The following is a 20,708-nucleotide window of genomic DNA, read 5'->3' on the forward strand; positions in this document are numbered from 1 at the left end:
CTCAGGCCTTGAAGCGCGGGAACGCGCCCGCACCGGCGTACCGGGCGGCGTCGCCGAGCATCTCCTCGATGCGCAGCAGCTGGTTGTACTTGGCCACGCGCTCCGAGCGGGCCGGGGCGCCGGTCTTGATCTGGCCGCAGTTGCAGGCCACGGCGAGGTCGGCGATGGTCGTGTCCTCGGTCTCGCCCGAGCGGTGCGACATCATCGAGGCGTAGCGGTTGCGGTGGGCCAGGTCCACGGCGTCCAGCGTCTCGGTGAGGGTGCCGATCTGGTTGACCTTGACCAGCAGAGCGTTGGCCAGGCCCTTCTCGATGCCGTCGGCCAGGCGCTGCGGGTTGGTGACGAAGAGGTCGTCGCCGACCAGCTGGACCTTGTCGCCGATCATGTCGGTGAGGGTCTTCCAGCCGTCCCAGTCGTCCTCGTCGAGCGGGTCCTCGATCGAGACGAGCGCGTACTTGTTGACCAGCTCGGCGTAGACGTCGGCCATCTCCGCGGCGGAGAGCTGCTTGCCCTCGAAGTGGTACTTGCCGCCGGAGAAGAACTCGGTGGCGGCCACGTCCAGGGCCAGGGCAACGTCGGTGCCCAGCTCGTAGCCGGCCTTGCCGATGGCCTCGACGATCAGGTCCAGCGCGGCGGTCGTGGACTCGACGGAGGGGGCGAACCCGCCCTCGTCGCCCAGGCCGGTGGACAGGCCACGGTCCTTGATGACGGTCTTGAGGTGGTGGTAGACCTCGGTGCCCATGCGCAGGGCCTCGCGGAAGGTCGGGGCGCCGATGGGGGCGATCATGAACTCCTGGACGTCGACGCCCGAGTCGGCGTGGGCGCCACCGTTGAGGATGTTCATCATGGGCACGGGCAGGACGTGCGCGTTGGAGCCGCCGATGAAGCGGTAGAGCTCGAGGTTGGCAGACTCGGCGGCGGCGCGGGCCACGGCCAACGAGACGCCCAGGACCGCGTTGGCGCCGACGGTCGACTTGTTGGGCGTGCCGTCCGCGTCGAGCAGGGCCTCGTCGACGAGGCGCTGGTCCTCGGCCGGGATGCCGATCACGGCGGGGGCGAGCACGTCGAGGACGGCCTCGACGGCCTTGGTGACGCCCTTGCCCAGGTAGCGCTCGTCGGAGTCACGCAGCTCGACGGCCTCGTGGGCGCCGGTCGACGCGCCGGAGGGCACGGCGGCGCGGCCGAACGAGCCGTCGTCCAGAAGCACCTCCACCTCGACGGTGGGGTTGCCTCGCGAATCGAGGATCTCCCGGGCTCCGACCTGCTCGATAAGCGCCATCTGTGCTCCTTGGGGGAAGTTCGTGGGTTCGTGTGCGTGGCCGGCGCCGCGTGGGCGGGCGCAGTCCGCGGCCCATTGTTCCACGAGCCTCTCCGCGGCGTGCCGAGGCGGCGCCGGGGGTTGGGCTGAAGCGCTCTCGGCCACGCCGGTTCCTCTGCCGTCCCCGCTCAATCCCAATCGTGTGCCGGATCGACGTGCTGGCCCACGTCCATCGCGTCGTGGAGAACTCTGCCGACCACGAGAACGCCCCCGTCGAAGCGGCAGACGAGAAAGTGCCGGGGCCGGCCGACACGTCCATCCACCGCTTGATCGACCGCGGCTGTTCGACAGGTGCCACGATACGACCCCGTCGCCGAGCTCCGGTCGCTCAACCAGTCCGGGAACGTCCGAGGCAGACGCTGCATCCCTGATTGCGGCAACGATCAGCGCTTCATACCGCTTACGGGCCTGGTCACCGAACTGCTCGAACGACCACCACAAAATCGATGCGATATCGTCGCGTGCGCTCTCTGAGAGTCGAAACGTCGCCATCAGCCGGGTGATCGACCGTCGGCCACAGCCCGTGCTCCGATGTCTGCGATGAGTTCGTCAAGACCCGCGTCATCGACATCCACATAGCGACCCGCCGCGACGTCAGCCCACCCCTGATCGGCAGCTGCACGAAGTGCGGCGAGTCTGGCTGCGTCCTCAGCGTCCCGACGTTCCAGCAACCGGAGCCCTTCGCGCAAGACCTCACTCGCGTTCTGGTAGCGCCCTGATGCCACCAGCCGATCAACTAGTTCGTGCTGCTGCTGACCGAGAACGACGTTCCGCGTTGGCATACACATCACCTCTGTTGGCAGAATATGCCAATTTGCACAGTCCGGCTAGGAGACTGCTGAACAATCAGGGTGTCCGCCCCGCGGGGTGACCCGGGCCTGAAATACTTGGTTCATGCAGGGTGAGTGGGATCGGCAGCGTGAGTTGCTGGATGTGGAGTCGGTGGCGGGGCATCTGCTCGAGCCCGGCAGCGTGTTCGCGTTGCTGGCCGAGCATCGGGACCGCTTGTTCCCGGCGGAGTTGTTCGCCGATCTGTTTCCCTCGGGCCGGGGCCGGCCGTCGATCCCGGGGGAGGTGATCGCCTCGGTCATCGTGCTTCAGGCTCTGTTTGGGCACTCCGACCGGGAGGCCGTGGATGCGTTGACGTTTGACCTGCGGTGGAAGGCCGCGTGCGGGTACGCGGTCGATGCCAAGGGCTTCGACTCGTCGACGTTGACTTACTGGCGGCGCCGGCTGGCCGCCAGCGAGAATCCGCAGCGGATCTTCGAGGTGGTGCGCCAGGTCATCGCCGAGACCGGAGCGGTCAAGACTAAGACCCGCCGCGCACTGGACTCGACGGTTCTGGATGATGCGGTGGCCCGTCAGGACACGATCACCCAACTCATCGCCCAGATCAGGCGGGTCGGCCGCGAAGTGCCCGGCGCGAAAGAGCTGATCGCCTCCGAGTGCACCCGGTTGGCGGCGGTGTGCGGGCACGATTACTCCGAGGCCGGTAAGCCGCGTATCGCCTGGGATGACCAGGCCGCCCGGGACGAGCTGGTCTCGGCCCTGGTCGCAGACGCTCTGGCACTGCTTGAGGCTCTGGATGTTGAGGCGATCACCGCCGCCGGCGGCAGACCAGCCGAGGCGGTGGCGCTGCTGGCATTGGTCGCCGGCCAGGACGTCGAGCCCGCCGAGGATTCCGATGGCACCGACGGCCGGTGGCGCATCGCCCGCCGCACCGTCCCGGACCGGGTGATCTCTACCGTGGACCCCGATGCCCGGCACGCGCACAAGACCCAGCAGCGTCGCCAGGACGGGTTCAAAGCCCACATCGTGGTCGAACCCGATACCGGGCTGACCACTGCGGCCCGGCTGACTCGGGCCAGCGGTCCGGACAATTCCGACGCCGCCGTCGGTGCGGACCTGGTGACCACAGATCCCACCACTACAGACGTCGAACACATTGAAGTGCTCGGAGACTCGGCGTACGCCACCGGAGACATGCTGGCCACCCTCGCCGGAAAGCAGTGGCTGCCCCTGGTCAAACCCTGGCCGACCAGGCCCGCTGTGGAGGGCGGGTTTGGTCTGGATGACTTCACCTTCGATGCCGCGGCAAACACGTTGACCTGCCCGGCTGATGTCACGCGGACAGTGTCGCCGCAGGGCCGGGCGAAGTTCGGTGCGGCCTGCCGGCAGTGTCCGCTGCGCCAGCGGTGCACCACCTCACAATCCGGCCGCTCGGTGCTGCTGGGCGAGCACCATGTGCTGCAACGCCAGCACCGCCAGCGCGCACAGGGCGAGGACTTCCGGGCCACCTACCGGCAGCATCGCCCGATGGTGGAGCGCTCCATCGCCTGGCTCACCCGAGGCGCCCGACGAGTGCCCTATCGCGGGGTGGATAAGAACAACAGCTGGCTCCACCACCGCGCCGCCGCCCTCAACCTACGTCGACTGCTAGCCATGGGCCTGACCCACCAGAACGGAGCTTGGGCCCTGGCCTGACCAGCAGTTAGGGGAGCCGCCTCTCGCCGATGGCCGGTGAGACCGCGCATAATCACATCAAGTGGACCGAAGGCCCTCGGTCGTCGCACCCAGAGTGCTCACCTAAAACGCCGCTCGCCATCCCACCGGTGACGCCCGGGCCCGCCGCTCACACGACCGCCAACCCCAATAGCGCCTTGTTCAGCAGTCTCCTAGGGCCTGCTGAAGTGCGCTGGCCGGCAACTGGAAATCCGGCCGCGGCGCGTCGATGTCGTCGTCGTCATCGCCGAACCCGAGGCGCCGGGCTGACCGTCGGACACGCGCCCAGCCCCGGCCACCTCCCCTCCCCTTCTGCGTCCCGGGCCGCCTGACCCCGGTGGTGACGTACCCGGCCCCTACAGTGGGCCCGACCCCGTCAGGACCAGCCAGGAGAACGCCGTGGACTCACCCGCCCTCGTCACCGCCCGCAATGGCGGCGGCGTCTGATGGCGACCCGGTCCACACGGTCGGGCACGACCAGGCGCAGGTCGAGCTCGAAACGCGCCCCGTCGGCCAAGAAGCGGCCCAGCGCGGCGATGGCGGTTCCGACTATCCCGCCCGGCCAGCGGGTGTGGCTGCTGGAGCTCCCGTGGGGAGGGCTGGGCGGCGGGATGCCGGCCGGGGTCACCTACTACAAGTCGCTCACGGCGCACGCCTACGTCGGCACTTCGCTGCCCGCGGCGCTGGAGCCCTACGCCAGCAAGCCGTACTCCTACCTGCGGTGGCGGGAGGACGAGCTCAACGGCAGCACGGGCCCGGGTGCGACCGCCGCGCCGATGACGCTGCGCCCGGAGCAACGCGCGGATGTGGACGCGATCGCCACTGCCGCCGAGCACGGGTTCCGGCAGGTTCATCTTGCGAACGACGTGGGCACCGGTAAGACGCTGGTGGCGGTGGCCGCAGCGAAGGCCATCGCGACGATGCGCGGCGCCCGCACGATCCTGGTGACGGTGGACCGGCCGGCCCGCATCACCATCCCGTCATGGCGTCGCACCATTGCCGCCTTGGGAGACGACGACCTGCGCTGGATCATCATGTCCTCCGACAGCCTGAGCAAACTCATGGCCCGGAACGTGCGGCCACGGCTCAAGGTCGATGTCGCGGTGATCGACGAGGCCCACCAGTTCCGACACGACAGCAAGCGCACGAGCTACATGCGGCGACTGACCCGCATGGACTCACCGCACGAGAATGCCCCGTTCGTCCTGACGATCACCGCCACCCCGGGGCATCACCCGGGCGAATGGGGCTACATGTCGTCGCTGTACGCCCAGGTACACGGAGATCCGCCGGCCCAGTGGGCGGACTTCGGTCGAGCGCTGGCCGACCGGGGCGTGCCCCTGGAACCCTCCTACGGGAAGTGGACGTGGAGCGCGGAGGCCAAGGAGTCGCTGCAGACGCAGCAGGCCGCCATCAGCGACGTGCGCGACATCCTGCTGCGGCACGATCCGCCGCTCATGCTCACCCGGTCCGCGCCGTGGGGGCCGCCGCCCTTCGACGTGGACCTGGTGGAGCTGACCCCGGACCAGTGGCGGGTCTACGAGCTGGAGTGGGGCGATTTCCAGCGCGAGATGCAGCTGGCCCGGACGGGCAACAACGTCGCCCGCGGACTGGCCGCCCTGGTGCGACTGCGTCAGAAGGCGTCCATGATCCGAGTCGAGCACACGGTGGCCGCGGCCAAGGCCGAACTCGCCCGCGGCTACCAGGTGCTGATCGCCACCGAGATGGTGTCCACCGCCGCGCATCCGGTGGCCGAGATGCTCGAGGCGGACGGCATCCCGGTGGCGCGGATCTACGGCTCCAATCCGGAGGCCGAGGCCGAGCGCATGCGCTTTCAGCGGGGCGAGGCGCCGGTGGTGGTGTTCAACACGCCCACCGCGATCAACCTGCAGGCAGGCGAGCAGTTCGCCGACGGGACGTTCGCCACCGACACCCCGCGGAGGGGCTTCTTCCACCAGGCCCGCTACAGCGGTCTTCTGGCCGAGCAGACAATGGGCCGCGCGCACCGGAACCACCAGGTCTGTTCCTGGTCGCTCCTGGCAGCGGCGGGGACGATCGAGGAACGAGCCGGGACGGTCATGCTGTCCCGCCTCATCGCGTCGGCGACCAGCACCGACGCGGACGCGTCCACCTTCTCCGAGGTGGCCCGGGTCTTCGGTATCGATTGGATCCCCGCCGCGAAACTGGCTGAGGAACTCGGCTAAGGCGGTCTGTTTCAGGCGGTCGGCCACTCCTCTGGCAAGCGCTTACTGCGAGGCAAGCGCCCACTCCTCGGCGAGCGCCTATTCCTCGATGAACGCGCCGTCGAAGAGCATTGTCGAGGAGGTGGTCGGGCTGATGCCCCTGACCGACTCGTCGATCGTCACCAGCTCGACGCCGTTGCCGAGGACCGCGTAGGGCGCCACCTCGTTGTGGACCTCCTGCAGGTCGGTGTAGGCCTTCTTCTGCGAGTCGACGTCCGGGGCGGCCTTGAGCGTGGAGATGGCGTCCGCGAACGCGGGATCGTCCACGCCCGACACGTTGAGAGCGCCGCCCGGCATGAGCGAACTCGCCAGCGTGGAGGCCGGGTCGGCGTCGGAGGTGGCCAAGCCGCCGATGGCCATCTCGTAGTCGCCCGTGAACTGACGCGCGCTCGCCGCCGAGGCCGGTGCTACCTCGACCGTCACGTCGAAGCCGACGGCGTCGAGCATCGCCTTGATGACGATCCCCGCCTCGCGGTTCTCCGGCACGTCGGACACGAGCAGCGTGAGCGAGCCGTCCCAGCCGGTCTCCTGCTTGAGCTCGGTGACCAGCTCGGTCGCACGCTCGACATCCAGCGCGGGCCCCTCCTGCCCGTCGAAGAAGCGGGACGAGTCGGCCAGTAGCGCGGACGTGGCCTGGGCCGGATCGTCGCCCAGCCGGCCGAGCAGCAGCTCCCTGTCGATCGCATGCGTCACGGCCCGGCGTGCGCGCTGATCGGTGAGGATCCCGTCGTACCCCGCTGCCCCGTTGTTCATGTAGATCAACCGGCCCGCGCTGGTGATCTCCTCGTAGCCCTGCGCGTCGGCCTCGCGGGCCATGTCCGCGAACTTGGACCCGCGCAGGAACGCGACCTCCACCTCGTCGTTCTGGAACGCCTCGAGCGTGGACTGCGAGCCGGGGATCTGGATGAACCTCAGCGTGAGGCACACCGGGCCGCCGTAGTAGTCGGGATTCGGCTCCAGCACTATCTCCTGATTGGGCGTGTAGCTGGCGAGCGTGAACGCCCCGGCGCCCACCGGCTCGCGGGCCCACTTCTCCGGACCCGCCTCGGTGTAGGCCTTCTCGGGGATCACCTCGCCCGCCGACCCGGCGAGCAGCACCGGGAACGTGGACCACGGCTCGGCGAGCGTGAACTCGACGGTCAACGGATCGACGACCCGCGTCCGCTCGATCTGCTGGACGTCGGTCATCGCCGTCGAGCGCGTCGCCGGGTCCTTGTGCAGGCCCATGGTGAAGGCCACGTCCTGCGCGGTGAGCGGGTCGCCGTTGGAGAACGTCACGCCCTCTCGCAGCGTCAACGTCCACACCGTGTGATCCTCGGAGCTCTCGAGCGACTCGGCGAGCTTTGGCTCGAACGTCTCGGTCCGGGCGTCCCAGCGCACGAGCCGGTCGTAGACGGCCGCCGACTCCGCGCCACCCCGCACGCCCACCTGTCCCTGGCCGGGCGAGAACGACGGCAGCATGACGTAGGTGCCCATCGTGATGGTGCCGCCGGCCTTGTTCTCGGTGCACCGGGCGTCGTCGGCGGGCATCGTCAGCGTGTCCCGATCGGCCGCCGCAGCGGGATCGGCCTCGCTCGAACCGCACGCGGACAGGGCGAGGGCGGTGATCGCCAGGGCAGCGGCGGCGGTGGGAATGCGTCTCATCGGTTCTTCTGAGGGGTGGGCGCCGGGCGCGACTCGAGTAGCTGACAGGTGTCAGCTACTCGAAACCTATGTGACTCAGCGCACAGCCGGGTGCGAATCGTCGAACCCGTCACCTACCCGGACGTGCCTTCCCGAGGGGAGAGAAATCGGTGAGCGAGCGACCCACCGGGTGGTAGTGCGAAACGAAAGCCCGGTAGAGGCGCGGCGGGGCGGCGGGCGTTGTCGTCGTCGTCAGTGTCGTCGTCAACGCCGTCGGCGCCTCTCCCCCGCGCGCCGACCTCACCCCCCGACGGACAGGTGCGCAGTGGGTACCTTCGCGCCATGACCGACAGTGACCCGTGGATTCCCGCCCGGCTGGTGCGTGGCGCGCTGATCGGCGTCGGCGGCTTCAACGCGCTGTCGGCAATCGGCGGTGGCATCGGGCTGCTCACGCCCGGGTCGATGGGCATCCCGATCGACGTCATTGCCGGCTCGGGGTGACTGTCTTCGGTCGGGCCCGGCAGAGCGGGCGGATATGCCAGCTACCCGCCTCGCGGCGCCCTCCTAGCTCGCGACAATCCGCCCCTCGGATTGCGTCTTGCTCCAGGAGTTCCTAGGGCAAGACGCAATCCAAGGGGCGGATCGGTGGGGACGCCACGGGGTCACCTTGCGTGGCGGTGGTCGGGGCGCGGCCGCCGCTACCTCACACCCCGAACCACGCCCTTGCCAGCTTGGCGTAGCGACCGTCAGCCCGCAGCAGCTCGTCGTGCGTGCCGGACTCCACGACCCGGCCGTGCTCCATCACCAGAATTCGATCGGCGGACACCGCCTGGCTCAGCCGGTGCGCCACCACCAGGCCCGCGCGCTCGCGCAGGACGGCGGCCGCGGCGTCGTCGAGGCGGCGCGCCCCCGCGGACCCGGCCTCGGCGGTGGCCTCGTCGAGGATCACCACATCGGGGTCGGCCAGCTCGACGCGAGCCAGGGCGAGCATCTGGGACTGCATGGGATCGAGCGGGTGGCCGCCCTCGCCGATGACCGTGTGGATGCCGTCGGGCAGGTCGTCCACCCAGTCGGCGCCCACCGTCCGCAGGGCGGCGCGGACCTCGGCCTCGGGGGCCTCGCGGCGGGGCGCCCGCACGTTCTCGGCGATCGTCGCGGCAAAGGAGTGCACCTCCTGCGAGACCATCGTGATGCGCTGGCGCAGGGCCACCGGGTCGACCTCGGTCAGTGAGACCCCGCCCATGCGGACGCTGCCGCCCGACGGCGTCAGGGTTCCGGCCGCCACCAGGGCCAGCGTGCTCTTGCCCGCGCCGGTCGAGCCGACCACCGCGACGACCTCGCCGGGGGCCAGGGTGAGGTCCACGTCGATGAGGGCAGGGGCGGCCCCGCCGGGGGAAGACTCGCCGTACGAGTGGGAGACGCCGGCCAGCTCGAGCGGGCCGGGCTCGGGAGCGGCGGTGCGCTCGGGCACCGGCATCGTGATGACGCCGACCATCCGCACGAGCGAGGCGCCGGCCGACTGGACCTGGTCAACCATTCCGACGAGCGCGCCGATGGGGTTGAACAGCCGGCGGAACAGCAGCGCGGCGGTGGTCACGGCGCCGGCGGTGATGATGTCGGCGTCCACGAGAAAGAACCCCACGACCAGCAGCAGTCCGAGGACCGTGACCTCGGCCCGGTTGTTGCGGGAGAAGGCGCGGGTGACGAAGTAGAACACCCGGATCGACAGGTCCCGCGCCTGCGCCGACGCGGCGGTGATGCGGCGCAGCTCGGCGTCCTGGGCGTCGTACGCGTGCAGGGTCCGCGAGCCGGTGATCCCGCCGAGCAGTCGGCTGGCGCGGGTGCCGAACGCGGCACGCTCGGCGGCGTAGATCGGGCCCGACCGGGGCAGGTACCAGCGCAGCGTCGTCCAGTACATGGGCAGCGCCACCAGGCCCACGAGGCCGAGTCGCCAGTCGACCGTGGCCAGGCCGACGCCGGAGACGACCACCGTGAACAGCGACTGCACCACCGGCGGGATCACGGCGGTGGCGGCCTGGCTGATCTCGCGGGCGTCCTCGGCCACGCGCGAGACCAGATCGCCGGTCTCGGTGGTCTCCATCTGCGCGGCGCCCAGGCGAAGGGAGCGGTCCATGACCATCTCCCGCAGGCGCGCCACGGTCGGCTCGGTGAGACGGGCCAGCCACGCCTGGCCCGCCCACGTGCAGCCCGCGCCCACCACGCCGGCCACGGCGATCGCGCCCGCCGCCGCCCACACGGCGGAGTAGTCGTCGCTGCCGGGCAGGACGTCGACCAGTCGGCCGATCACCCACGGCGCCACCAGGCCTGCGACCGCGCCGACGAGGCCCGCCACGGCCACCAGCAGCAGGTAGCCGCGGCGCTCGCGGAGCAGTGGCCACAGCACGGCGAGCGACTCGCGGCCGCTGGCCAGGGGAAGCGCCGCCGTGACGCCAGCCTGGTCGTGCCGGTCGGGGCCGCCGGCCTGGGCGGCGCTCTCGGGCACGGCGGCGTCGGTGGAGGTGATGGTGCCGGGCTCGCCGCTGCTCATCGGTCGACCGCCGTCCGGTAGGTGGCTGACGCCTCGCGCAGCTCGAGGTGGGTGCCCGTGCGCACGTCGCCGCTGCGGGGCAGGTGGACCACCCGGTCGGCGGTGGCGAGGAACGGCGGCGACGAAGTGACGACGAGCGTGGCCTGGCCCGGCCGGCTCGTCCGGAGGCGGCGCACAGCCTGCGCGATCCCCCACTCGGTGACGGCGTCGACGGCACTGGTCGGCTCATGCAGGACCAGGATGTCGGGATCGGCGTGCAGGGCCCGGGCGAGCGCGATCCGCTGTCGCTGGCCCCCGGACAGGTTCCGGCCGCCCTCCCGGACCGCGTGATCCAGGCCGTCGGGGAGGTTCTCGAGGATCTCCGCGACCGCCGAGGCCTGCAGGACCGCCTCGGAGATGGGCTCCTCGTCGTCGTCGTGACTCATGGTGATGTTCGAGCGGACGGTACCCACGAACAGGTCCACGCGGTGCGGCGCGGCCACCAGGTGCTCGGCGATCGCGGGGGCTAGCTGGCTGCGGCGGCGACCACCGACGCGCACGGCGTCGGCCCCGTCGCCGTGACCGGCGACCGCCAGGGTGACGGCATCGGCGGCGGCCGGCTGATCGGCGACAAGCGCGACCACCTCGCCCTCGGCCACCACCAGGTCGAACGCGCGGCCGTCGGGCAGCGCCAGGCCCTCCACGCGCAGCTCGGCGCCGGCGGGGACCTCGGCGCCGGAGTCGTCGACCGGCGCGGACTGCAGCAGATCGACCAGTCGCTGCGCGGCGCCGTGGGAGCGGGCGAAGACGGCGACCATCTGGGTGATCATCCGGACGGGCTCCTCGAAGAACACGGCCACGCCCACCACGGAGACGAGCGTGCCGATCTCCATCTGGCCCTGGATCACGCGGTAGCCGGCGGCCAGCAGGACCAGCGCCAGGACCACGGCCATGCCGAGCGAGCCGATGCCCTGGACGCGCCCGGAGCGCTCGGCGGTGACTATGCCTGCGGCGGCCGCGTCCTCGGAGGCGGCGCGGTACTGCTCGGCCGCCCAGCGCTCGCCGCCGCCGGCCTTGAGCACGCGCAGACCGGCCATGATGTCGGTGGCGCGGCTGCTCGCCATGCCGATCGCGGCCTGCTGCGCGGTGCTGTGGCGGGAGATGGCGCGGCTGGGCAGGGCGACCAGCACCAGGCTGAGCGGCACGCCGATGAGCACGATGAGCCCCACCACCCAGTCGGTCCACAGCAGATACACCGAGATCCCCACGATCCCGATCACCGCCGACCCGCCCAGCGCTATCTGCCGGAAGACCAACGCGGCCACGTCGGCGTCGGCCGAGCACACCGAGAGCACGTCACCGGAGCTGGCGCCGTCCATCGCGCGGCGGCGGGTCAGCGGCACCCGCGTGACCTCCACGCGCAGGTCGTGGGCCTCCTCCTGCAGGGCGCGGTTGCTCATCCGCGCGCCGAAGCGGTACCCCAGGCTGAGCACGGTGAACAGCCCGATGAGGCCGACCACCGACCACAGCATCGCCCAGCGGTCCAGCGGGATGATCGCGGCGTCCACGATCACGCCGATCGCGATGGGCACCAGCGCCTCGCACAGCTGCCACAGCGTCATGAGCACCAGCCCGGGCGCCCACAGGTGCCGGCGGCGGCCGACCGCGCGGAGCAAAAGCCCGTTGGCCGTGGTCGGGGCGGGCCCGCCCGGGGAGTCCGCGGCGCGGCGGCGCGGCCGAGCCGATGGAGACGTCGGTGCTGACATAGGTGTGCGACTCCCGCTGTAGGTGAGGTCGGCCCAGGGTGGGTGAGGCCGGCCCAGGGGCCCCGACGACTCTATGCCAGCGGCCGATTTCGTCGTCGACCTCACCGGACGGCGGTGCCAGATTTCAACGTCTCAGGCCTGCACGGGGAGCGGTGAGAGGAGACCACTGCGCTACTCGATCAACATCACCCTCGACGGGTGCGTCCACCACGAGGCCGGGGTCATGCCGGACCCGCCGGGTGACGGTCTACGGCGCGGTCGTCCCCACCGAGTACGCGGCGGCGGCGTCGCGGACGTTCATGACGTACTCGCCGGACGCGTTGTAGGCCAGGATCGCCCGCTGCCAGTTCTCGGCCACCGAGAGGTCTCCCCCGGTCTCGCACAGCAGGCGGGCGGCGGACACGGCGGCGTCGTCGATCTGGTTGGGGTCGGCCACGCCGTCACCGTTGGCGTCGCGGCCGTACTTGTTCCACGACTCGGGGATGAACTGCATGGGTCCCACGGCGCGGTCGTGTTCGGTGTCGCCGTCCCAGCGCCCGCCGTCGGTGTCGGGGATGTCGGCGAAACCCGGCGATCCGTCGAGTTTAATCCCGATGATCGGGGGCAGTGCGTAGCCGTCGTCGTTCAACATCGCCCCGCGGTACCGGCCGTGCCGCGTCTCCACGTGCCCGATCCCGGCGAGCGTCGTCCAGGCGAGGGTGCACTCGGGCCGGGTCTGCCGCATGGTCTCGGCGGCGTTGCCGTAGGCGGCGAGCGCGGCGACGGGGATGTTCATCGGCTCGTTGATGCCGGCCGCCCACTCCCGCAGCTGGTCGGAGGTGCGACCGGGCGCATTGATGTCGATCGTCGGCACGGGGACCCCCGGCGCGGGCGGGATGCCCGGGGGGATGGGTGTCGGCGCGGGGCGGGTGGCCTCGTACGAGCACGACGACGACAAGAGCACGGCCGCGAGCAGGCCCGCGAGACTCGCGGTGGTGCGGGGGGTCAGGGTGGGCATCGCCTGCCATCCTGCCGGAGCCCGGTTCCGCAGCGCGTCAGGGTATCCCCTGATCCGGCGCAGCGCGGGCGTGATATCAACCACGCTGGTCGGGCCCCGCAGCCCGCGGCGGTTCAGCCACGCGCCGCGAAGCCGCCGGCGAGCGCGGTGAGTTCGTCGAGCAGGGCGTCGCGGCTGATGGCGGGCCGGTCGAGCACCCAGCGGACGGCGATGTTCTCCACGGCCATGACGATCACCCAGGCCCGGGCCGCCGGATCCGTCGAGCGCAGGCCGGCCGCGGAGAGGTACACCGCCAGCAGTTCGCGGACCCGGGTCTCCAGCGCGTGCTGCGCGGCCCGATGCCGCACCGCGGGCAGCTCCTCCCACACGATCCGCAGCAGCCCGGCGTCTGCTTCCAAGGCGGACAGCAGCGCATCGGCGATCCCGCGGACCGCGTCCGGGTCCTGCACATCGACCGGGCCGGAGGCCGCGAGTGAGGCGGCCACCCGGTCGGAGATCTCCGCCGACCAGCGATCCATCACCACCGTGACCAGCGCCGACTTGTCGGGGAAGTACTGGTACAGCGACCCCGGGCTCACCTCGGCCTCGTCGGCCACCCGGTTGGTGGTGAAGGACTCGTAGCCGTCGCGCACGAGCACGACGCGAGCCGCCTCCACGATCCGCTCGACCATCGCGCGAGATCTGGCCTGCTGGGGCACCCTTCTCATAAACGCGAATTGTATGCGAGTAAATACTCGCGTCATAGTCGTGTCATGACCGCAGCGCCTGAACGTCATGCCCCCACCGCGACCTCGCCGTACCCCACGCGCTTCCGCGAGGCCGAGGACCGATCGCGCCGCATCGGCCGAACGCTCAAGGCCGTCGCGCGCGTGGACGAGGTCGACGAGCAGCTCATGGACCGCCTCGGCCGCGCCTACCTCGAGCGCGACGAGCTCGGCAACAGGCTGGCGGCCGCGATGCGCCTGCGCTCGGGCGAGCCCGGCGCGGTGAGCCGGCGCCAGCTCGACGAGGCTCTGACCACCGGCACCGCCGGACTACCCGGCGACGCCCCGGCCGTCCTGCGCGAGTACATCGCCCGGCTCGAGGACACCCCGGACTGGGTCGACTGGGAGAAGATCGAGCGCGGCCAAAAGGTGTACCTGCGGCTGGGCCAGAACGCCGCCGACATCCTGCTGCAGCTCTCGCTCATCGGCGGCTACCGCTTCGGCGGCCCCACCGACCTGCTCGTGGCGACCGGCGGCCTCACCGGCAACACGACCCTGCGGCGACTGGCCGAGACCAGCCACTGGACCATGTCGCTCTCGATCCCCGACGGGTTGCGGCCGGGCGGAGAGGCGTGGCGGCTCACCGGCCACGTGCGGGCGATGCACGCGGTGGTCAACCACGCCATGGAGCCCCGCTGGGACACGGGCCGCTGGGGCCTGCCCATCAACCAGAGCGACCTCGCCGCCACCCTGGGCCTGTTCGACGCCGTCGTCCTGCTGGGCGTGCGAACGCTCGGCGTGCCGGTGAGCCGCCAGGACTCGGCCGACGTCATGCACGTGTGGCGCTACGTCGGGTGGCTGCTCGGCGTCGACGACGACTTCCTCGTCGAGCGAGAGAGCGAGCGCCACCGGATCAACTACCACATCCTCCTCGCGCAGGCCGGGCTGTCCGAGGCGGGCCCGCAGCTCACTCAGGCGCTGGTCGAGGCGCAGCGCACGCGGCATCGCAGCGGCCCCTTCCCCCGCCTGCGCGCCCGCGTCGGCCACGAGCGACTACTGAGCATGCTCACCGTCCTGCTGGGCCGCGAGTCGATGCGCGAGTTCGGCCTGCCCGTCCGCCCGCCGTGGGCCCACGCCTACCTCGTCGCGCTCAACACGCTGCGCTACCGCACGCCGTTCGGCCGCGCCCGGCTCGACGCGTGGGGCGAGCGGGTCCGCGACCGCGAGCGCAAGGAGACCTTCGGCGACGCCCGCCCCGACATCGGCAGGCCCGCGACTACGGCGTAGGTCGAATGGCGGCATCCAGTTCGAACCGGATTGACGGCGAGCGGCATTCGTCTTGCTCACAATTTGGACGAGGAGGTTACGCTAATTCTCTTCGGCCGGAGAAGATCTTCTGCTGGGTGACTAAGTAGCTACGCAGGTCCAACACCTGCGCCCCCACCGGCTCAGAATTCCGAGTTTCGATCGCTGAGACTTCGACGGAGTTGGCCTTCGCTAGCTTGCTCGTATAGTCCGCGATTGCTGCGACCAACTCTTCTGAGACGTCCGCCGTGGCGTAGTCGGCTATCTCGCCCCTCGCGATGTGGTCCCTGAACGAGTCCAAGTCCTCCAGCAGGCGCGAGATCAGCTGGGCATCCAGGGCCCCCTTGCCAATCGAGTCCACATAGGCGCCCAACGAAGTGTTGAAACGTCTCACCGGTTCCGGAACCTCGAGTTCGGCGGCCGCGCGCTTTCGGTTCGCTGCCCAACGGATCGCCCCGCCTCCCACAGCGGCCACTGCCAGGATGCTGATGCCGCCTACAACGACGCGCGGGTCTTTGAGCCCCTTTGCGATCAGCTTCCCCAGCGCCTCGTCTTGACCGCCGACTTCCATCCCTATTTCTCGAATGTGCGCAGCAATGGCAGTTCTGTTTCGGACTGCCGCCGTTCCAAGCGTCTTGAGCTCGCCCGACGCTAACCCCCTAGCGATCGCGCTAGGAACTTCGTAAGTAATCTGGATCGTTTCCATCATTTTCAGCGGGCTCCTGCGTCAGTAGTTGGAGACAACATCGCTGAGACTCTAGATTGTGCCTCGGACATCGGCAGCGCTTCCGCCCCGGGGAGTCGGCATCGAGACTGGATGCCCACTTCCCCAAGGACAATGCACGCCGCGACGGTAGGCAAGTCCCTCCACAGCATTAGGCAACATCGCCTAACTTGGAGGTATTAGGTCTTTTCGCCTCATTTTTGACTTTGTGGCACCATCGCCTCATGTACGTGGTGACCATCGACCAGCGTCGCAGCCGCAGCAGCGCGGACCGGGTGCCCGCCCTGCTCGACGCCCTGGGCGGCATCCCGACCGCGGCCGCGTTCGAGCGCACGGCCGGCGACGAGGTCCAGGGCCTGCTCGACGACCCTGCCGCGGTGCGGTCGGCGCTGCTCGTCGCCCTGCGCGAAGGTGACTGGCACTGCGGTGTCGGGGCGGGGGAGGTCGACGACGAGTCCTACTCCTCCGGGACCAGGGCCGGTCGCGGGGACGCCTACCTCGCCGCCCGCGACGCCGTCGACGCCGCGAAGGGCCTCCCCGGCTCGGTGGCCATACGGGTGCCGGGCGACCCCGGATCGCGGGACGACCGCGGCTCGGCGACGGCGTGGGCCGCCGACTGCGAGGCGGTATGGGCACTGGTGGCGCCACTCGTGCTCGGACGCACCGACGCGCAGTGGCGGGTGGTGGACGCCGTCGACCGCTCCCCCACCCAGGTCGCCGCCGCCGAGGAGTTGGGCATCACGCCCGCCTCGGTCACCGGGGCGCTGCGGCTGTCGCAGATCCGCGAGGAGCGCGCCGCGTACCCCGTGCTCGACCGGTTGCTCGGCGGCGCACACGACGCGGCCGTGGGCGGGGCCGGCAGCCCGGCGAGCGGCCAACGCGGTAAGGCCACGAACGGCGCGCGTGGGAAGGCCGACCGATGAGCAGCTGGCCCGCCTGGATCCTGGTCGCGATCGTCGTCGCGCTGAGCCTGATCGCCTCCGCCGCGCTCGGCTCGCCCATCGCGTCGCTCGTCCTGCGCTCGGCACGGGTGCCCGAACCCCCGACCATCGAGGTCAGCGGTGACGCGCGAACCCCGGTGATGCGCCGACGAGACGATCCCGCCCCGGCTGTCCGCGAGGTCCTGCGCGGGGGGATGTGGATCGGGATCCTCGAACGCGTCGGACTCACCGCCGCCATCCTCGCCGGGCGCTTCGAGCTCGCCGCGGTGGTCGTGGCCATCAAGGCCCTCGGCCGCTACCCCGAGATCCGCGAGAACCCCGCGGTGAGCGAGCGATTCATCATCGGCACGCTCGCCTCCCTGCTCGTCGCCGCCGCGTGCGGGGCGCTCGGACTCGCGGTTCTGCATACCCTGGGCTGAGCACGCCTGCCGATCCCCGAGGAGAGGACACCCGCCATGACCCGCACGACGCTCCTGGTCTCCGCCGCCGTGACCGCGTCCGCGCTGGCCCTGACCGCATGCAGCGGGGGCGGGGACGACACCGCGACCGCGGCTGCCCCGGCCGGCACCTCCGCCGACGCCAGCGCGGAGTCCGGCACGAACGCCCCGGCCGATCCCGGCGCCGACGCTCCCGCCGATGAGGGTGAGCGCTCGGCCGCCGACGTCATGTTCGTGCGGATGATGATCCCGCACCACGAGCAGGCGATCGAGATGAGCGACATCATCCTGGCCAAATCAGACATCCCCGCCGACACCACAGCCCTCGCCGAGAAGATCAAGGCCGAACAGGCTCCCGAGATCGATCAGATGACGACCTGGCTCGACCAGTGGGGACAACCGCCCGGCCCGCGCGACGGCCACCGGGGCCACGGTGGCGGCGGCATGCCCGTGATGGGCAACGACATGTCGATGATGGACGGCATGCTCTCCGCCGACGAGCTCCAGCAGTTGTTCGACGCCGAGGGCACCGACGCCGCGCGGCTGTACCTGGAGCAGATGATCGCCCACCACGAGGGCGCCATCGACATGGCACAGGGGGAGGTGGCGGACGGCACCTACCCGCCGACCGTCGCCCTGGCCCGGTCGATCATCGACACCCAGCAGCAGGAGATCGCGCGCATGCGTGAGATGCTCGCCGCGATGTGAGGCCTGACCGGCCACGCGACACCCGACGGCGTGATACCCGACAGCGTGATACCCGACAAGGAGCCCGCCCAGCAATGACCACCACCCCTCGACTGCGTCGCCGGGCCCTCGCCGCGGTCGTCACCGCGAGCTGGCTCACCCTCTCCGCCTGTGGCACCACACAATCGGACCAGGCGGACCAGAGCCCCAGCGGGCAGAACCAGAGCGCGCAGAACCAGGGCGGACAAGACCACAGTGGTCAGAACCAGGCCGAGGCGAGCCAGGTCGCGGCGGTCGAGATCCTCGACCAGTACGGGCTGGCCGATATGGACGCCCGCGGGGTGATCGAGCACCTCGACACGATGCCCGTCGCCGAGCGCCCCACCACCCTCCTCGCCTCGGTCCAGCCGACCGAGCTCGTCCTCACCGACACCGCCGGCGGCTCCATCGCGACCCTGCCGATGCCGGACGAGCAGTTCTACCTGTCCGTCGCGCCCTACGAGGACCAGACCCATGACTGTCTCTTCCACAGTCTGACGACCTGCCGCGGCGAGATGGCCGGCGAGCCCGTCGACATCACCGTGACCGACGAGACGGGGCGGACGGTCGTCGACGAGACCCGCACGGCCTACGACAACGGGTTCGTCGGCCTGTGGCTCCCCCGCGACCTCACCGGCACCCTCACCGTCGAGCACGACGGAAAGTCCTCGACGGTGCCGATCGCCACCGGCGACGACGACCTCACCTGTCTGACCACGGCGCACCTGACGTAAGAGCCCGACGCCGCACCCGACCCGCACCCGCCAGGAGCCCGCCCATGGTCACCGTCCGAACCGCCACGCGTGCCGACGCGCCCGCGATCGCCCGCATCCTCAGCGACGCGTTCCGCGACGACCCCGCATGGTCGGTCACGCTGCCCGAGGACGAGACCCGGCACACCAAACTCACCTCGTACTACCTCCGCCGGGTGCGGCGACACCCCCAGTGGGTCGACGTCGCGATGGACGACGGCCGTGTCGTCGGAGCGGTCCTGTGGCAGCACCCTGCCGCCCCCGGCGCTCTGGGGACCGCCCGGCGAGCGATCTCCGGTGCGGCCCTGTGGACGCTGGGCCGGCTCCCCCTGGGCCGCGGTGCCCGGCACACCCTCCAGATCGAGGCCTACCGGCCCACCGAACCGCACTGGTACATCCGCGACATCGGCACCGGTCCCCGAGCCCGCGGCAAGGGCGTCGGATCGGCACTGCTGGAGCACCGCCTGAGGGTCGTCGACCACTCCGCGAACCCGCTGGCGTTCCTCGAATCCACCACCCCGGCGAGCCGTCGCCTCTACGAGCGGTTCGGGTTCGAGGCAGTGGGCTCCGTGCCGACGCTGCCCGGTCAGTCCTCGACCGCCATGGTCCGTCGGCCCGTCGACAGCGCGGACCGGTCCGACCGGCCCGACGGACGCGCGGAGTAGACCCGCCGGGCAGCACCTCCTCCGCGCACGCGACGAAGGCCTCAGTACGCTCACGGCTATGACGGCAGACTTCGTGACCCCCATCACAGACACCCTCGGCCGCGCGCGCCAGAACATCATCTACCGCTCCGGAGTCTCCGGGATCACCCCCGCGGTACCGACCGGCGCCGAGAAGCTCGAAGCCGCCGCCCGCCGCGCGCTCCTGCGACGACCCGGCGGCAAAAAGGCCTGGGCCTACGTCTACGGAGGCGCCGGCTCGGGGCAGACGATGGCCGCCAACCGCGAGGCCTTCGACCGCCGGCGACTGGTGCCGCGCATGCTTCGCAACACCTCCCGGCGCGACATCTCCACCACGGTGCTCGGGCAGACGCTCCCCGCGCCCGTCCTGGTGGCCCCGATCGGCGCCGCCGGACTCATTCGTCGCGACGCCGACGTCATGGTCGGCCGGGCCGCCGCCCGGCGCGGACTGCCGTACATCTTCTCCTCGCAGGGCTCCTCGCCCATGGAGGCGACGGCCGCCGCGATGCAGGACAGCCCCCGCTGGTTCCAGCTGTACTGGAGCAGCGACGAGCAGCTGGTCGACAGCTTCATCGCCCGCGCCGAGGCGATCGACGCCGGCGCCCTGGTCGTCACCCTCGACACCACCACGCTGGGCTGGCGGCCGTGGGACCTCGACCTCGGTTCGCTGCCGTTCACCCGCGGCGTCGGGATAGCGCAGTACACCTCGGACCCGCGCTTCCGGCAGTTGGTCGCCGAGCGGGTCGACCGCGAGGCCGCGGCGGGCGCCAGCGCGGACGCCGATGCCGTCAAGGTCACCCCGCAGGCGGCGCTGACGCTGCTCGAGATGGCGCGCAACCACCCGGGTTCGACGCGGGAGAACCTGCGCGCCCCCGAGACCCGTGCCGCCGTGCAGACGTTCCTCGACACGTTCTCCAACCCGGCACTGAGCTGGGACCACCTGGCGACCCTGCGGGACCGGACGAGGCTGCCGATCGTCCTCAAGGGCATCCTGCACCCCGATGACGCCCGGCAGGCGTTCGATGCCGGTGTCGACGCGGTCATGGTGTCCAACCACGGCGGCCGCCAGGTCGACGGGTCGATCGGCACCCTCGACGCCCTCGTGGCGATCCGCGAGGCGGTCGGCCCGGAGCCGACACTGCTGCTCGACTCGGGCGTCCGCAACGGCACCGACGTCGTCAAGGCCATGGCGTGCGGCGCGAACGCGGTGACGATCGGCCGGCCCCACGTCTACGGCCTGGCCATCGCCGGCGAACACGGCGTCGGCGAGGTGCTCGACAACCTGCTCGCCGAGATCGACCTCACCATGTCGCTGAGCGGCGCCAGCTCGTGGCACGAGGTCGACGCCGCGCTCCTGGCCTGAGACTCGCGCCCGGGGTGATGCTCGCTCTCGGCGCGGTCGTGGTTCGGGCATGAGAAGAGCCCCCGGTCGGCGACTGCCTACCGGGGGCTCTGCTCTG

General features: G+C 70.8%; 18 protein-coding genes. 10 read left to right on the forward strand and 8 right to left on the reverse strand.

Annotation, left to right across the window (positions count from 1 at the left end; translation table 11 throughout):
- Nucleotide 1 precedes the first annotated feature (1 nt).
- Nucleotides 2-1,279, reverse strand: a complete 1,278-nt coding sequence (gene eno, locus VYL96_RS10635) for a phosphopyruvate hydratase (RefSeq protein ID WP_131886445.1) — start codon at nt 1,277-1,279, stop codon at nt 2-4.
- Between the two features lie 530 nt (nt 1,280-1,809).
- Complete coding sequence (locus tag VYL96_RS10640; protein ID WP_314034823.1) at nt 1,810-2,106, reverse strand: type II toxin-antitoxin system ParD family antitoxin; 297 nt, start codon at nt 2,104-2,106, stop codon at nt 1,810-1,812.
- 106 nt (nt 2,107-2,212) lie between these two features.
- Between VYL96_RS10640 and VYL96_RS10645 the strand changes: the two genes are divergently transcribed.
- Nucleotides 2,213-3,802 (forward strand): IS1182 family transposase, encoded by a 1,590-nt coding sequence (locus VYL96_RS10645; RefSeq protein WP_033098515.1) that lies wholly within the window; start codon nt 2,213-2,215, stop codon nt 3,800-3,802.
- Nucleotides 3,803-4,356: 554 nt separating this feature from the next.
- Nucleotides 4,357-6,024, forward strand: a complete 1,668-nt coding sequence (locus VYL96_RS10650) for a DEAD/DEAH box helicase family protein (RefSeq protein WP_243699757.1) — start codon at nt 4,357-4,359, stop codon at nt 6,022-6,024.
- A 78-nt stretch (nt 6,025-6,102) separates the two neighbouring features.
- Here the strand turns inward: VYL96_RS10650 and VYL96_RS10655 are convergent, their stop codons facing one another.
- A complete protein-coding gene (locus tag VYL96_RS10655; RefSeq protein WP_131886163.1) occupies nt 6,103-7,707 on the reverse strand; it encodes an ABC transporter substrate-binding protein in 1,605 nt (534 codons plus the stop codon).
- 321 nt (nt 7,708-8,028) lie between these two features.
- Between VYL96_RS10655 and VYL96_RS10660 the strand changes: the two genes are divergently transcribed.
- On the forward strand, nt 8,029-8,187 hold the full coding sequence (locus VYL96_RS10660) for a hypothetical protein (RefSeq protein ID WP_165928515.1): 159 nt from the start codon (nt 8,029-8,031) through the stop codon (nt 8,185-8,187).
- A 202-nt stretch (nt 8,188-8,389) separates the two neighbouring features.
- Here the strand turns inward: VYL96_RS10660 and VYL96_RS10665 are convergent, their stop codons facing one another.
- The 4 genes from VYL96_RS10665 to VYL96_RS10680 form a co-directional block, all read right to left on the reverse strand.
- Nucleotides 8,390-10,234 (reverse strand): ABC transporter ATP-binding protein, encoded by a 1,845-nt coding sequence (locus VYL96_RS10665; RefSeq protein WP_131886162.1) that lies wholly within the window; start codon nt 10,232-10,234, stop codon nt 8,390-8,392.
- Complete coding sequence (locus VYL96_RS10670) at nt 10,231-11,835, reverse strand: ABC transporter transmembrane domain-containing protein (protein WP_329437256.1); 1,605 nt, start codon at nt 11,833-11,835, stop codon at nt 10,231-10,233. The genes VYL96_RS10665 and VYL96_RS10670 overlap by 4 nt, the downstream gene beginning before the upstream one ends.
- 391 nt (nt 11,836-12,226) lie before the next feature.
- On the reverse strand, nt 12,227-12,976 hold the full coding sequence (locus tag VYL96_RS10675; RefSeq protein WP_131886160.1) for a lytic transglycosylase domain-containing protein: 750 nt from the start codon (nt 12,974-12,976) through the stop codon (nt 12,227-12,229).
- 113 nt (nt 12,977-13,089) lie between these two features.
- On the reverse strand, nt 13,090-13,683 hold the full coding sequence (locus VYL96_RS10680) for a TetR/AcrR family transcriptional regulator (RefSeq protein ID WP_243699756.1): 594 nt from the start codon (nt 13,681-13,683) through the stop codon (nt 13,090-13,092).
- Nucleotides 13,684-13,728: 45 nt separating this feature from the next.
- Here VYL96_RS10680 and VYL96_RS10685 point away from each other — a divergent pair, with 45 nt between their 5' ends.
- Nucleotides 13,729-14,967 (forward strand): oxygenase MpaB family protein, encoded by a 1,239-nt coding sequence (locus VYL96_RS10685; RefSeq protein ID WP_131886159.1) that lies wholly within the window; start codon nt 13,729-13,731, stop codon nt 14,965-14,967.
- A 76-nt stretch (nt 14,968-15,043) separates the two neighbouring features.
- Here the strand turns inward: VYL96_RS10685 and VYL96_RS10690 are convergent, their stop codons facing one another.
- Nucleotides 15,044-15,691: a hypothetical protein gene (locus tag VYL96_RS10690; protein ID WP_329437262.1), complete on the reverse strand. Its 648-nt coding sequence runs from the start codon at nt 15,689-15,691 to the stop codon at nt 15,044-15,046.
- Between the two features lie 242 nt (nt 15,692-15,933).
- Here VYL96_RS10690 and VYL96_RS10695 point away from each other — a divergent pair, with 242 nt between their 5' ends.
- The 6 genes from VYL96_RS10695 to VYL96_RS10720 all read left to right on the forward strand — a co-directional run bounded on the left by VYL96_RS10695 (nt 15,934) and on the right by VYL96_RS10720 (nt 20,611).
- The gene (locus tag VYL96_RS10695) at nt 15,934-16,632 is read left to right on the forward strand and encodes a hypothetical protein (protein WP_131886157.1); all 699 of its coding nucleotides are present in this window, start codon (nt 15,934-15,936) and stop codon (nt 16,630-16,632) included.
- Nucleotides 16,629-17,069, forward strand: a complete 441-nt coding sequence (locus VYL96_RS10700) for a hypothetical protein (RefSeq protein WP_131886156.1) — start codon at nt 16,629-16,631, stop codon at nt 17,067-17,069. The genes VYL96_RS10695 and VYL96_RS10700 overlap by 4 nt, the downstream gene beginning before the upstream one ends.
- A 36-nt stretch (nt 17,070-17,105) precedes the next feature.
- On the forward strand, nt 17,106-17,795 hold the full coding sequence (locus VYL96_RS10705; protein WP_131886155.1) for a DUF305 domain-containing protein: 690 nt from the start codon (nt 17,106-17,108) through the stop codon (nt 17,793-17,795).
- 74 nt (nt 17,796-17,869) lie between these two features.
- On the forward strand, nt 17,870-18,547 hold the full coding sequence (locus tag VYL96_RS10710; RefSeq protein WP_207913581.1) for a CueP family metal-binding protein: 678 nt from the start codon (nt 17,870-17,872) through the stop codon (nt 18,545-18,547).
- Between the two features lie 44 nt (nt 18,548-18,591).
- On the forward strand, nt 18,592-19,230 hold the full coding sequence (locus tag VYL96_RS10715) for a GNAT family N-acetyltransferase (protein ID WP_131886154.1): 639 nt from the start codon (nt 18,592-18,594) through the stop codon (nt 19,228-19,230).
- Nucleotides 19,231-19,288: 58 nt separating this feature from the next.
- The gene (locus VYL96_RS10720) at nt 19,289-20,611 is read left to right on the forward strand and encodes an alpha-hydroxy-acid oxidizing protein (protein ID WP_131886153.1); all 1,323 of its coding nucleotides are present in this window, start codon (nt 19,289-19,291) and stop codon (nt 20,609-20,611) included.
- The last annotated feature ends 97 nt before the right edge of the window (nt 20,612-20,708 follow it).

The sequence above is a fragment of the Dietzia maris genome (genome assembly GCF_036287335.1).
GTDB classification, from domain to species: Bacteria; Actinomycetota; Actinomycetes; order Mycobacteriales; family Mycobacteriaceae; genus Dietzia; species Dietzia cinnamea.